Source organism: Rivularia sp. PCC 7116, assembly GCF_000316665.1.
In the GTDB taxonomy this organism is placed as follows: Bacteria; Cyanobacteriota; Cyanobacteriia; order Cyanobacteriales; family Nostocaceae; genus Rivularia.
The window spans coordinates 3,216,381-3,230,209 of sequence record NC_019678.1; the positions used below are offsets into that span (position 1 = coordinate 3,216,381).

Consider the following 13,829-nt stretch of genomic DNA (forward strand, 5'->3'; position numbering starts at 1 on the left):
GTTTAAAGAGCCGTGCAAATAATCACGGTTCTCAAGTCACAGCTAGCCGCAACCTTTGGGCAACCTTCTCAGATTGCTAATGAAAACATTCTACCTTGCTGTTTGCGGATATTTCGATAAAACAAGTTGCTTTATCGACTAAAAATTTCGTTTATCTAAAATATGTCGTTAAAAAACTTCAATATTGCTATGTTTGAGACGAAGGTCGCTAAGTGCGAAGTCAAGCATTCATGCAAAGGGCGTGTTTCATTGCCAAAGTTACGATTGCTTAATATTTTGTTACATAATTCGGTTTCTTTGTGTCTACCGATTAAATGATTAAGCTGCTGCAATTGTTTTAAATAAGGTGATAAAAGCTCAATATATAAATAGACTCTATCTATCAACATCAGCATCATAAATAGCAAAGCTTATTAGTTTATCTTGGATCAGATATTTTATATTTATCTTCTGCAATTACCGATACTTTTTTAATTTTTGCTTATATTGGGATATTACTTTTTTCTGGTTTAAAACAATGTATCGCCAAACTCTTCCGATTACTAAAAGAATTCATCTGATTGTCTATTAAGATAGCTATAGATATAATCAAATGTTTGTTTGATACATATTATGCGTGCATATAATTATACTAATTGATATTTTTAAACGAAATTAAGTATTGGGGCAATATACCTAACCGGCAATTAACAGTGATTTTAGTAAAAGTGGTTATTAAAAGTATCTTTAAAATATCTTTTTTGAAGACTATATTCGTCTATCCGAACAGATATTTGCTACTTGTCAAGCTTTATATATTTTGAAAAGGCTTATTAATATTAAGTATTTTGTCAATTTCGCAATTGTTTTGGCTTATTACCAAAAATGCTATTGCCAACATAACCTGATTATTTATTCAGTTTAAACGACTGCTATCTGTATAATTTTTATCTGAATATGTTATTTGATTTGTAAAGCTATATGGCATCATTCTAGCTTGTATATAGTCAATAAAAACTATATTTGAGTTGCAGCGAATATTGATGATACATAAACTGATTAAGTATATTGCATCATATTGATGTTTAATGTAATATTGCTTTGTCTATATTTCAAGCACTGCGGAACAATCTTGAAGTAATCCTCAAAATCTACGGTTATTTCATTGTCAATTCAATCAAGAGTGGAATACTCTGATGAAATAATTACTATTGTGAAATATTCGGCAATATTGACAAATAATAATTTAATATTGAAAAGTGTTTGATTATTATTGCCGTTTGAATTCACAGTTAGACTCCAACCTTGCTTGTGAAATAAATGCAGCAGCTATTTAGGTTAGGCAAGGGACAGCACACTTATTCAGTCTGAATAAAGTTATGGTTTTCTATCATTTTGAAAACAATAATCCGGCTTGAGTCTAATATGCTTTATTTCCCACTAAGTAGGTGAAACATGAGAATTGCTCAAATTTCTCCTTTATGGGAGCGCGTTCCTCCCTACCGCTACGGCGGAATAGAACTGATTGTTAAACTTCTTACTGATGAATTGGTTCGGCGCGGTCATCAAGTAACTTTGTTCGCTTCTGGAGACTCAGTTACTCCTTCAAAGTTGCACTCAGTTCACGATCGCGCCTTACGTCTAGACTCTTCAATTCAAGAGCCAGACATTTATCATCAAATGATTCTCGCTGATGTATATCAAAAGGCATATGCCGATTTTGATATTATTCATTCACACATAGGCTATGCATCTTTGCCCTACAGCAGTTTCGTCAAAACGCCTACCGTGCATACGCTTCATGGTGCATTTTGTTCCGATACGATCAAGATACATCGGCGTTTTTACGAACAGCCTTTAATTAGTATTTCAGAAGCGCAGCGAGAACCTTGTTTGGATTTGAATTATGTTCGTACTGTTTACAACGGTATTGATACATCTGTGTATCCCTTCTACAGCACACCCGCACAACCTGCTTATTTAGCTTTTATAGGTAGAATTTCGCCACAAAAAGGAGCAGCAGAAGCTATACAAATTGCTCGTGCTAATAATTTACCCTTGAAAATGGCTGGAAAAGTTGACGTGGTGGATGCTGATTATTATCGCGAACAAGTCGAACCATTGATTGATGGCGAACAAATTCAATATCTTGGAGAAATTTCCCACGAAGGCAAAGTAAAGCTGTTGGGTGAAGCAATAGCAACTTTATTTCCTATCAATTGGAGAGAGCCTTTTGGTTTAGTAATGATTGAGTCTATGGCTACTGGTACCCCCGTTGTTGCAATAAATTTGGGTTCCGTACCAGAAGTTGTTGCGGATGGAAAAACAGGTTTTGTTTGCGATGACACAGACAAAATGATTGAGATGGTACCAAAAGCTACAAAATTAGACCGCCAAACTTGCCGCGAATACATCGTTAGTCGATTCAGTGTTGAATCTATGACTGATGAGTATGAAAGAGCTTATTCTATGGTTTTGAATTCTAAGCAATCAGTGTAAACTACCAATTAATGAGATTTCAGGATTAATTTCGTCCACTTTCTACCATTGACAGCTTCGACAACATTAAATAGTACATGATATTACTATTGTAGTCTGCCCGTAGGTAGACTTTTTTATTGTAAGATATCTAATTTACCTGACGATATTATTAGGATAAAGCACTTCTTGAAGATGATGAAAGCTGTCTCCTAATTCTACCTAACTAGATGAATTAAAATATCAAAGTGTAAAAAAGTCTTAACTTAGGTGGGTCTTGAAGTCCTGTTGGTATACTTTATTTTTTATAACTTCCTTATATTCAACTCCTAGACAAAATATCGAATCAGCTGATAGCTTAAGTAATATTAGATTACATAATATTCAACAAATACTAAAATACATTAAAAATCAATTATTGATAATTTGAAATTAAGTTAACAATTTATGGTATAAGTAAAAAAATGTATTGTTTTTTCTCTGCTCAAGATAAAGAACAATGTTTATAACTATGTTTATATTTGCTTTCCGTATATTTAAATAAATATAGATAAGAATTATATAATCTATTTAAATAGTTTACGGTAATAGTTAGTAGATAAAGATTATAAAGGCTGTTCCCATCACTGTCAGTGTAGGTAATGGTCAAGATACTTAGTGTATAAGACTTTTAGGCAGAAACGCTAAAAGAACTAGGTACAAATAAATTATAAATATTAGTTGATTTTGTTTAATCGAGGATTGCTATTTAGGATACTTTTTTAAAGGTACAGATTCATAAAGATTTAATATATTAGCCTTTTTGTGTCCCCTAACTTGTCTGAATGCGATTAATGCTTTTGCTTGATGGCTCAAATCAGTTTTGAACAGCGTCTTTTTTCCTGCTGACGCATTCTTAACAAAGAAAATATACACCTGTACACGGAATTTTTGCTAATGACACCGGATACCTTAATGACACCGGAAAAAATTACACTAGACGGAAAAACTTTTGTTCCTGCCGACCAAATTCCCATACCAGAGTGGCCTTGTGTTTTAAGCGAAAGGCCACAAGCATCTTTAACTATAAAAGATGATGATTTGTTTTTGGTAACAGATACTTTGGGTAATATTGCTGGTTGTTCGCTCAATGATATCAACCCTAGTATGGGTTTATTTTGCTGCGATACGCGATTTCTAAGCCGATTAGATTTTCAAATTGAAGGGCGATCGCCAATTTTGCTTAGTAGTACCGCGGATAAAGGGTTTTCACTTTCGGTGTTATGTACGAATCCCAGAATTGAAGATCGTCTTCAAGCAGATACGGTCGGAATTCGTAGGGAACTAGTACTTAATGGTGCCTTATTTGAAGAGATAGAAATATCTAACTACAGTACGACTACTGTCAGCTTTGAAATAAGTATTAGCTTCGATGCAGATTATGTCGATTTATTTGAAGTCCGTGGTTTTAGTAGGGATGAACGCGGTAGACTTTTGCGTTTAGTAGAGCCTAAATCGGAAGAAACTGTCAATAGCGAGGCAGCAATAGCAAAAGGTGAAGATTCGGAAGCTAAGGAAGAAGCCCTAACCCTTGCTTATCAAGGTTTAGATAATATGATCATGGAATCGCGCATCCATTTTCAGCATCGTCAACCTGATTATTTTAAAGGTTATACAGCCGTTTGGCAGTTGGAGCTAGGCAGTCACGAAACCCAAAAGCTGGGTTATCGGATTAATATGTTTACCAATAATAAGCCTAGCTCCACAGTTAGCGCTCCTGTAACTTTGGTTCAGGCTAGATCTGCTGAGATGATGGAGGAGCAGGATTGGGTACAAAAGATTACTCAAATTCGCTCGGACAAAGGTACTTTTGATCGAGTTATCGAGCGAAGCGAACAAGACATGTATTTGTTGCGGCAGTCTTTTGGTAAGTCGATGACTGTTTCTGCTGGAGTACCTTGGTTTTCGACTTTGTTTGGCAGAGATTCATTGATTACTGCTTACCAAACGTTAATGCTCAATCCAGAAATAGCCAAGGAGACTTTAGGTTTACTTGCTCGCTATCAAGGCAAAGTCGAAGATGATTGGCGCGAAGAAGAACCAGGAAAAATTCTTCATGAATTGCGCTTTGGAGAATTAGCTCGTACTCAAGAAATTCCCCATACGCCTTACTACGGTACGGTTGATGCTACTCCTTTATGGTTAATGCTATATGCCGAGTACTATGCCTGGACTCACGATGGTGAAACTTTAGAGCAACTTTGGCCAAATGCTTTAGCTGCAATGGATTGGATCGACCGTAATTTAAAAGAAACGGGCTACCTCAGCTATATTCGGAAATCTAAGCGTGGTTTGCTTAACCAAGGTTGGAAAGATTCTGGAGACTGTATTGTAGATCGTAAAGGTGAATTAGCTAACGGTCCGATTACTCTTTGTGAAGTTCAAGCATATGTTTATTCAGCTAAAATGCGCCTTGCTGAAATTGCTCGGATGAAGAAGCGGCTTGATTTAGCAGATCGTTGGCAGGAAGACGCTAAAAATTTGAAAGCTCGTTTTAATAAAGATTTTTGGATTGAAGACCAAGATTTCTGTGCTTTGTCTTTAGATGGTGAAGGCTCTCAAGTAGACAGCATTACCTCTAACCCAGGTCACTGCTTGCAGTTGGGTATTTTTACTCCTGAAAATGCTTATAGTGTGGCGGAAAGATTGCGGGCACCCGACATGTTTAATGGTTGGGGTATTCGTACTTTGAGCAGTTTGTCTCCAGCTTACAATCCGATGGGCTACCATGTAGGTTCAGTATGGCCTCATGATAATGCAATTATCGCAATGGGATTGCGCTCTCTTGGTTTAGTCGATCAAGCTTTGGAAATTTTCCAGGGTTTATTTGATATGACTTCTATGCAGCCTTATCAACGTCCACCAGAACTATTTTGCGGCTACGAGCGTAATGGTGATGAGGCTCCTGTTAGATATCCTGTTGCTTGTACTCCTCAAGCCTGGGCTACTGGTTCTATTTTTCAGCTATTGCAAATGATGGTTAATTTAGTTCCCGATGCGCCTAATAATTGTCTAAGAATTATCGATCCAGCGCTACCCGAATCTATCAATAGTCTTTCTCTTCATAACTTACGAGTTGGTCCGACAATTCTTGATTTAGAATTTGAGCGTTCTGGCAGTACCACTGCCTGTCGCGTTGCTAAGAAGCGTGGAAACCTCCGCGTTGTTATCGAAGCATAAATCTATGGGGAAGAATTGCTGAATTCAGCCATAAATTGGAAATGTAGAGACGCTATTCAATATTCGCGTGCTTATTTGATGCACGGTAATAGTTCAAAGCGTCTCTACACAAATTTCCGATTTGCCCGCAACAAATCATAATCTTTAGATTTCCTCTGACTCTCCTTTACTTCCGGGGGATGATTCATAAAGAGCATCAAGCTGTTGGCGAGCATCCTCAACATTAATAGAGCGCATTACCAATAAAGGTTCTTTAACAATATTGCCGGAATTATCTAATAATTCTGGATGAGGTACGAAATTCCTTCTTGAAGAAAGCGAATAATTACCTTGATTTCCTCGAACGCTGACTCGATCCAGTCTCCCAAATCGCGCTGGATAGTTTCCTTGTCTATCAAAACTAAACATGATTAGATTCCGGATCAAATTCGCAACAGCAATAAAAGCAAGAATAGTAAAAGCGACAATGTAAAGTAGTTGTAATAGCATTTTCTTTTCCTTTAGGAGCAGCAAGTTTTAAACATTCATTTCAATTAGTCAGAGCAGGCATTTTTCGCGAGTCGCTTAACTACGTAAATTACTCTCACGTCTTCATATGCCCATAGAAGATCGAGCAAAGCAGACTATACAAAATCAAATCTTCTGTAGCATTAATTACATTTTCTCTCAAAGGTCATTAATTTTAAAGAACTTTAGAAAAAATATTCATTACTTTATAATTTCCTTGCTGACCTGAAACATCCTATTTAGAGTGGAATCGCATTGTAACATTACAATATAACAGCAACTAATTTAAAATTCCCACCTGGTATAAAAGCAACTCTAAATAATATGTTGTCTGCTTTCACTTCATCCGCAGCAAACTAATTAGGTCAACAAATAGGATCGCTGTTGCTTATCCGAAGACAACTGCGATTTTGTTTCTGACGAGTTTTGTAAAGGAACCTTACCAATACTCGAAATCTTTCAGCAATCGGTGCAAGATTGTGTTAGATAACTTTGGCTCCAGCAAATTCGAGTCTCGCATAAATGAGAAGAAAAATCCGAATTTTATTACTAATATTAACGTTCTTTAATATTCTTAACATTTAAAGGAGTATGTTTTTTCAATTAGAACCTTAAAAAAATCTGTAATTCTGATTACACTTTGATTATATATATTGATTTTCTAATTTGTACATAACCAAAAGACTGAATATGTAGATATAGCTTGTCAATAGAGAAGACTATGTAAATTGTATTGACGAAATCTTAGGAAAGAGTTATACAGTCTACCGCAAGGTCGTTAATATAGATGCAGTTCCATAATATATAGAGTAAATAGTTCGCCAATGGTTAAACAGCCGATATCGCCCCCGGAGTCTCTTAATCAATCTGAAGAACCGGCAAAAATTAATTTACCGCGTACCAGCGAGTCTGAGGATTTAAAAAAGATTCGTCATACGACTTCTCACATCATGGCAATGGCGGTACAAAAGCTGTTTCCCAAGGCGCAAGTCACCATTGGTCCGTGGATTGAAAACGGTTTTTACTACGATTTTGAAAATTCAGAACCTTTTACCGAGAAGGATTTGAAAGCCATTTACAAGCAGATGGTGAAAATAATTAATCGTAAATTACCCGTTAGAAGAGAAGAAGTAAGTCGGGAGGAAGCCGAACGTAGAATCAAAGAAATTAACGAACCTTATAAATTAGAAATTCTAGAAGATATTAAAGAAGAACCGATTACTATCTACCACTTAGGGGATGAATGGTGGGATTTATGTGCTGGTCCTCATTTAGAAAATACTGGAGAATTAACGCCCAAAGCGATTGAATTAGAAAGTGTCGCTGGTGCTTATTGGCGCGGAGATGAAAATAAAGCACAGTTACAGCGTATTTATGGTACCGCTTGGGAAAATCCAGAGCAGCTAGCAGAGTATAAGCGACGTAAAGAAGAAGCAATGCGTCGCGACCATCGTAAATTAGGTAAAGAGTTAGGTTTATTTGTATTTTCCGATTTAGTTGGCCCAGGTTTACCCCTGTGGACTCCCAAAGGTACTTTATTAAGAAGTCTATTAGAAGATTTTCTTAAACAAGAACAGTTAAAGCGGGGTTATTTACCTGTAGTAACTCCTCATATTGCCAAAGTTGATTTATTTAAAAAATCCGGACACTGGCAGAAATACAAAGAAGATATGTTCCCCCTGATGGCAGAAGATCAGGAAGCTGCCAAATTAGAAGACGGTTTTGTAATGAAGCCGATGAACTGTCCGTTTCACATTCAAATATACGACAACGAACTGCGTTCCTATCGAGAATTACCAATACGTTTAGCTGAATTCGGTACAGTTTACCGCTACGAACAATCTGGAGAATTAGGGGGATTAACAAGAGTAAGAGGTTTTACTGTAGATGATTCTCACTTATTCGTAACTCCCGAACAATTAGACGAAGAATTTCTCAACGTTGTAGATTTGATTTTGTCAGTTTTTAATAAATTGCAACTAAAGAATTTTAGAGCCAGATTCAGTTTCCGCGACCCAGAAAACAAAGAAAAATATATTGGTTCAGATGAAGCTTGGGAAAAAGCTCAAGGTGCGATTCGTAGGGCTGTTGAAAAGCTAGGAATGGAGCATTTTGAAGGAATAGGTGAAGCTGCTTTTTACGGCCCAAAATTAGACTTTATTTTTCAAGATGCGCTGCAAAGAGAATGGCAGTTGGGAACTGTACAAGTTGACTATAATTTACCCGAACGCTTCAAACTAGAATACGTTGCTGAAGATGGTTCTCGTCAACGTCCAATAATGATTCACCGTGCGCCCTTCGGTTCTTTAGAAAGATTAATTGGTATTTTAATCGAAGAATATGCAGGTGATTTTCCTTTATGGTTAGCACCAGTACAAGCAAGATTATTACCAGTTACAGAAGTCCAATTAGATTTCGCTAAAGAAGTCGCAGCCAAAATGATTTCGTTAGGTATTCGTGCCGAAGTTGATACTAGTGGCGATAGACTTGGTAAACTAATACGTAATGCCGAAAAACAGAAAATTCCCGTAATGGCTGTAGTGGGACAAAAAGAAGTAGAATCCAATTCTTTAAGTATTCGTACCCGTGCTTCCGGGGATTTAGGAACTATGTCCGTATCCGAAGTACTGGACAATATGAAGAATGCTATTACCAATTACAGCAACTTTTAGGAGACAATAGAAGTGGGCTAATGCCCACTTGCTATTACCGAATTTATATAAATACCCAAAAAATAACATTATGAGTACTCCAAAAGAAAGCATCCAATCTATTTTGAAACAGTTACCGGATGATTGTTCAGTTGAAGATATTCAATATCATTTGTATGTCAGCGAAAAAGTGCGACGTAGCATAGAAGTAGCCGATACTAGAGGAACAAGGACACACAATGAGGCCAAAGAACGTTTAAGCAAATGGCTTATCAAGTAGTATGGTCACCTAAAGCTTTAGATGATGTAGAAGCAATTGCTGTATATATCTCTCGCGATTCTGCTTCCTATGCTGCTGCGGTAATTAAGAAAATACTTGATGTGACTCGTAGTTTGGATCGCTGTCCTACTTCTGGTGAAGTTGTACCAGAATTTGATGATGATAGCATCAGACAACAGTTTGCCTACATGTATCGAATTATCTACCGTATCAAGGACAAGACAGTTACTATTGCCACGGTAACTTACAAAAAGAAACTGCTGGAGGAATTTGGCGAAGAGTAATACATCTTTCTAAAGAACCACTTTAATCTAAGTAAAAACTCGGCTTAATTCTATAGCCGGGTTTTTTCTATTGGAAGGGTTAGTTGTTAGTTATTGTGGTTAATTTTTTGTCGGGTGTGTGACGCGGCTAATAAACTATCTACTAACCACTAACAAATAACCAAAATAAATGGGGGTGATGATGCATCACCCCCACCAAATATTTCTATAACGATTTAATAGCACCAGCCCGGAATTTTGTATTTAACTACTCGGCAATATTCACCAAACCAGCAACGTTTGAATCTGCTAATGTTGGTGCGGAAATAACTTTAGAATACAAACTTGATGGTTGTTCGGACGCAATTACAGGTAGCGCTTCTCTTGCATGAGCAGCTAATTGCTGCGTCTTCACATCATAAGTTTGTGTTGCCAATTTCGGATACAAACCGATACCGATAATTGGAAGTAGTAAAGAAGCGGCAATGAAAAGCTCGCGGGGTTTTACATCGGGTACTATTGCATCCAAATGTAATTCTTCATTCTGCTTTCCGTAGAATACTTGTCTCAATAGAGATAATAGATAAATCGGAGTCAAAATTACGCCTACAGCACTTAACAATACAACTACAACCTTAAAGCTGGAACTGTAAACGTCGCTGCTGGAAATACCGAGGAATACCATCAATTCGCCAACGAATCCGCTCATTCCTGGTAGTGCTAAGGAAGCCATTGCACCAGCGGTATACAAAGCGAAAGTTCTAGGCATTACTTTCGCCATTCCACCCATTTTATCCATCTCTAAGGTGTGGCTGCGTTCGTAAGTTACGCCGGATAGGAAGAATAATGCTGCTGCAATCAAACCGTGGGAAATCATCTGTAACATCGCACCGCTCATACCAATTTCGGTGTAGGAACCGATTCCGACTAACACGATACCCATGTGAGCGATTGAAGAATAAGCCAAACGACGCTTCAAATTGGTTTGTGCGAAAGCACAGCAAGCACCGTAAATAATGTTAACTACACCCAAAATTATTAGTACGGGAGCAAAAACAACGTGAGCGTTAGGCAGCATTTCCATATTGATGCGAATTAATGCATAACCACCCATCTTTAACAATACGCCCGCCAAAATCATCGAACCAGGTGCAGAAGCTTCACCGTGAGCATCCGGTAGCCAAGTGTGAAGAGGGAAGATTGGCAATTTTACACCGAAGGCAATCAAGAAACCTGTGTAAGCAAGCATTTCTAGAGTTTTGGGATATTGCTTCATTCCCAAAGCTGTCATATCGAAAGTTACGGTATCGCCAGAAAATGCCATTGCAAAGGCTGCTACCAAAATAAATATAGATGCTGCGGCTGTATAGATAATAAATTTAGTTGCCGCATAGCGACGTTTTGGTCCTCCCCAGATGGAAATTAGCAGGTATACGGGAACCAACTCAATTTCCCACATCAAGAAGAACATTAATAAATCTTGAGCGACGAATACGCCAACCTGAGCAGCGTACATCACCATCATCAAACTATAAAATAAACGTGGCTTATTTGTGACTCTCCAAGCCGCAAAAATCGCCAAAGTATTAATTAAGCCTGTTAATAAAATCAAGGGCATTGACAAACCGTCAGCTGCCACAGACCAATTTAAACCTAGCTGAGGTACCCAAGCGTATTTTTCAATCAGTTGGAATGATGCGTTCTGAAAATCATAATTCTGCCAAAAGGCACAAATCATTAATGCAAAGTCCGCCATCGCCACACCCAAGCCAAACCAGCGGACGGTTTTGCCATCTTTATCGGGAACTAGGGGAATGACCAATGCTGCTACTAGGGGCAACAAGATTATAGAAGTTAGCCAAGGAAATTCGCTCATTACTGACAATCGTTTTACAATTTATCTTAATGTTTACATTATATTAAGCATTCTATAGTTTTGTAAACAGAATTTACCCCTATAAAATGAAAATTTAGACTTTTTTTAGTAATAAATACTCAAAAAAATCGTGATTTGTATCTATATTATAAATTTTTGTTAAAAACACAAATAGCAGTGACTGCAGTCACTGTCACAATTTGTAACATAAGCCCTATCTTAAGAGGGTTGAAAATTAGTAAAATTTTTCAATGGCTAACCAAGAATATAGAAATGTATATTTGAAGCGAAAAACAATTTCTATGAATAAAGAAAATTTGCAAGCGGAAGTATCATAAACTTTTCCCTACTCCCTAATCAAACAACCCGGTTAACAATCGTCCAAACATCTCCATCAGAACGAACGTAAGGAACGGAAATAGTTTTAAAGCCAGTAATAAAAGGTTTGTAATAAACTTGCCAATAAAGCGGAGTTAAATTATCGGCACAAGTTTTGAGGCTGTGAATTTCTGTTGCTAGTTCTGCTGCAAGCTGATTTATGCGCTCTGCATGAGTTTTAGCTTTAACTTTGGCTTTTTCTAACTGTTCTTTCTGCTCGGAAAGACGAGTTATATATCCCGAACGAGATTTTTTTATGATTGTTTCTTTTTCTGCAAGCTGAGCTTCTAAAGCTGCGATCGCCTCATCTATTCCTTTAAGTTCGGCAAATAGTTGAGGATTTTCTCTTGCTTGACGGCGATAAGCTTCTGCTATTGCTTGAGGTGAATCATCTTCAGAAGGGGTTACGTTTACAGCAAGAGAAGCACCTTCTCGGCGCAATTTATTAATTTGAGAGCGAATCACCGCAATTTCTGCCCTTACATCCTGCATAATTGCTTTTTATCCTTGAACGACGCTTCTTGCTCCTTCACGATCAATTTGGAGCGTTTGTACTTGTGCTTTAACTCCTTTATTCTCCCATTCGGAAACCATCGCTGTCGCTACAGCTTGAGAATTAGCAGTATTAGTTAATGCAAGTAATGTTGGTCCGGCACCACTGATTACCATACCGTAAGCACCGGCTGACAAAGCTGCGGCGCTTATCAGATCGTAATTATTAATCAGTTTTTTTCTGTAGGGCTGATGTAACTTATCTTGTAAAGCAGCCTGCAACCAATTTTGATTACCAGTTTCCAGTCCACGGAGCAGCAATCCTAGATGTGCTGCATTGAAAATCGCATCTCCACGACTTACTTGAGCAGGTAATACTTGTCGCGCTTCACTGGTTGAAAGTTCAAAATCTGGAATTGCTAATACCGGTACGACATCTTTACACCAGGGTATATCACAAATTTCCCATCCCGTATCGCTTGTAGCAGCCAAACGGCATCCACCAAAAAGCGCGGGTACCACGTTATCAGGGTGTCCTTCGATCGTGATGGCTAATTCCACTACTTTATCTAGTGTTAAAACTTCACCTGCTAATACATTTGCGCCGATTAACCCACCGATAATAGCCGTTGCAGAACTACCTAAACCCCGCGCTAATGGAACCCCTAAGTTAATCTCAATTTTGACTGGTAATGGTTTTTGTTCAATGTGCTCAAAGAATTTGACGAATGCTTGATATACAAGATTGGTTTCATCGGTTGTTACTCGTGCTGCTTCAGTCCCGGTAACGGTAATAATTAACTTTTGACTTGTATTTACTTCTTCCCGAGTAAACTTGAACTCGTTATAAAGCGTTAAAGCAGCACCAATACAATCGAAGCCAGGGCCTAAATTCGCAGTTGTGGCAGGAACGGTTACGCAGACAGAAGACACAGCAGACATTAATTAGATTTAATTTATTAAACAATCTTGAGTATTTAATTATTCAGCATCTCATATAAATCACTACTTATACAAAAAACTTCCAAGCACTATGTTGACTCTTCGCTTACGGAAAGGTGTTTAGGGAATTACAGCATTACAGCTTTTTGTAACTTGGATTTGAAATAACCTAAAATAATTTGAAATCAAAAAACCGGGCTTCTAAAATAAGCTGGGTTTTAACCGGATATTGAATTACAGACAACTGAAGTTTTCGTTTAAAGATGTTAAATTCAATGTAGATAAAGCAAAAGGGACTGGGTAAGTCCCAATCCCGAAAAAAGCGGGTCAACCACTATTTAATTAAGTTAACCCATGCAGCTTTGGGAACGCGCAGAAAAACTTCTATTGCAATACCAACTTAACGTTAGCGTTTTGCAAGCCGCGTTGCTTAACTTCAGTCAAAGTCTTATTAACAGCATACTTTTGGTTGATGGAGTTAATTAATTCGGTCTGGTTGTGCTTCTTGGCAACACCCCATAGATCCGCAATTAAATCAAAAGAACCATCGGTATTGCGAGACCAACCTAAATCATATTCACCTTCCAAAACTGCAACGATGTCGGCACGAACGCGCTGACCATTATAACCACGAACATCAGCTTCAGACTTAACGGTGATACCTAAGTCACTCAAAGAAGACTTAAGAATTTCAGAATCGGTAATTTTGGTACGTAGAGTGCTAAAGTGAGACATTTGGGTTTCCTCCAAAAAGAAGATTGAGA

At 37.7% G+C, this 13,829-nt stretch carries 10 protein-coding genes; 5 read left to right on the top strand and 5 right to left on the bottom strand.

Translation table 11 applies throughout. The features are described 5' to 3' along the window. Positions 1-1,434 precede the first annotated feature (1,434 nt). Together RIV7116_RS12570 and RIV7116_RS12575 are read left to right on the top strand one after the other, a co-directional pair. Positions 1,435-2,478: a glycosyltransferase family 4 protein gene (locus RIV7116_RS12570; protein ID WP_015118677.1), complete on the top strand. Its 1,044-nt coding sequence runs from the start codon at positions 1,435-1,437 to the stop codon at positions 2,476-2,478. 915 nt (positions 2,479-3,393) lie between these two features. Continuing rightward, positions 3,394-5,676 carry an amylo-alpha-1,6-glucosidase gene (locus RIV7116_RS12575; RefSeq protein WP_015118678.1) on the top strand — a complete coding sequence of 761 codons (2,283 nt, stop codon included), beginning with the start codon at positions 3,394-3,396 and terminating at the stop codon, positions 5,674-5,676. Positions 5,677-5,820: 144 nt separating this feature from the next. On the opposite strand, the gene RIV7116_RS12580 is transcribed toward RIV7116_RS12575, so the two are convergent. Beyond that, the gene (locus tag RIV7116_RS12580) at positions 5,821-6,165 is read right to left on the bottom strand and encodes a DUF2973 domain-containing protein (protein WP_015118679.1); all 345 of its coding nucleotides are present in this window, start codon (positions 6,163-6,165) and stop codon (positions 5,821-5,823) included. 842 nt (positions 6,166-7,007) lie between these two features. On the opposite strand from RIV7116_RS12580, the gene thrS reads away from it, so the two are divergent. The 3 genes from thrS (at position 7,008) to RIV7116_RS12595 (ending at position 9,398) form a co-directional block, all read left to right on the top strand. Next, positions 7,008-8,855: a threonine--tRNA ligase gene (thrS, locus tag RIV7116_RS12585; protein WP_015118680.1), complete on the top strand. Its 1,848-nt coding sequence runs from the start codon at positions 7,008-7,010 to the stop codon at positions 8,853-8,855. A 70-nt stretch (positions 8,856-8,925) separates the two neighbouring features. Further along, positions 8,926-9,114, top strand: a complete 189-nt coding sequence (locus tag RIV7116_RS37605) for a hypothetical protein (protein ID WP_015118681.1) — start codon at positions 8,926-8,928, stop codon at positions 9,112-9,114. Beyond that, positions 9,099-9,398, top strand: coding sequence for a type II toxin-antitoxin system RelE/ParE family toxin (locus RIV7116_RS12595; protein WP_015118682.1), 300 nt, complete (start codon positions 9,099-9,101; stop codon positions 9,396-9,398). Before RIV7116_RS37605 ends, RIV7116_RS12595 begins: the two co-directional genes overlap by 16 nt. A gap of 247 nt (positions 9,399-9,645) precedes the next feature. Here RIV7116_RS12595 and RIV7116_RS12600 read toward each other — a convergent pair whose 3' ends face one another. From RIV7116_RS12600 to RIV7116_RS12615, 4 genes are all read right to left on the bottom strand, one after another. Then, a complete protein-coding gene (locus RIV7116_RS12600; protein ID WP_015118683.1) occupies positions 9,646-11,253 on the bottom strand; it encodes an NAD(P)H-quinone oxidoreductase subunit 4 in 1,608 nt (535 codons plus the stop codon). A gap of 357 nt (positions 11,254-11,610) precedes the next feature. Beyond that, the gene (locus tag RIV7116_RS12605) at positions 11,611-12,123 is read right to left on the bottom strand and encodes a hypothetical protein (protein ID WP_015118684.1); all 513 of its coding nucleotides are present in this window, start codon (positions 12,121-12,123) and stop codon (positions 11,611-11,613) included. 9 nt (positions 12,124-12,132) lie between these two features. After that, entirely contained in the window at positions 12,133-13,065 is a 933-nt protein-coding gene (gene thrB, locus RIV7116_RS12610; protein WP_015118685.1) for a homoserine kinase, read from the bottom strand. Positions 13,066-13,449: 384 nt separating this feature from the next. Continuing rightward, positions 13,450-13,800 carry a DUF1257 domain-containing protein gene (locus RIV7116_RS12615; RefSeq protein ID WP_015118686.1) on the bottom strand — a complete coding sequence of 117 codons (351 nt, stop codon included), beginning with the start codon at positions 13,798-13,800 and terminating at the stop codon, positions 13,450-13,452. Positions 13,801-13,829 lie beyond the last annotated feature (29 nt).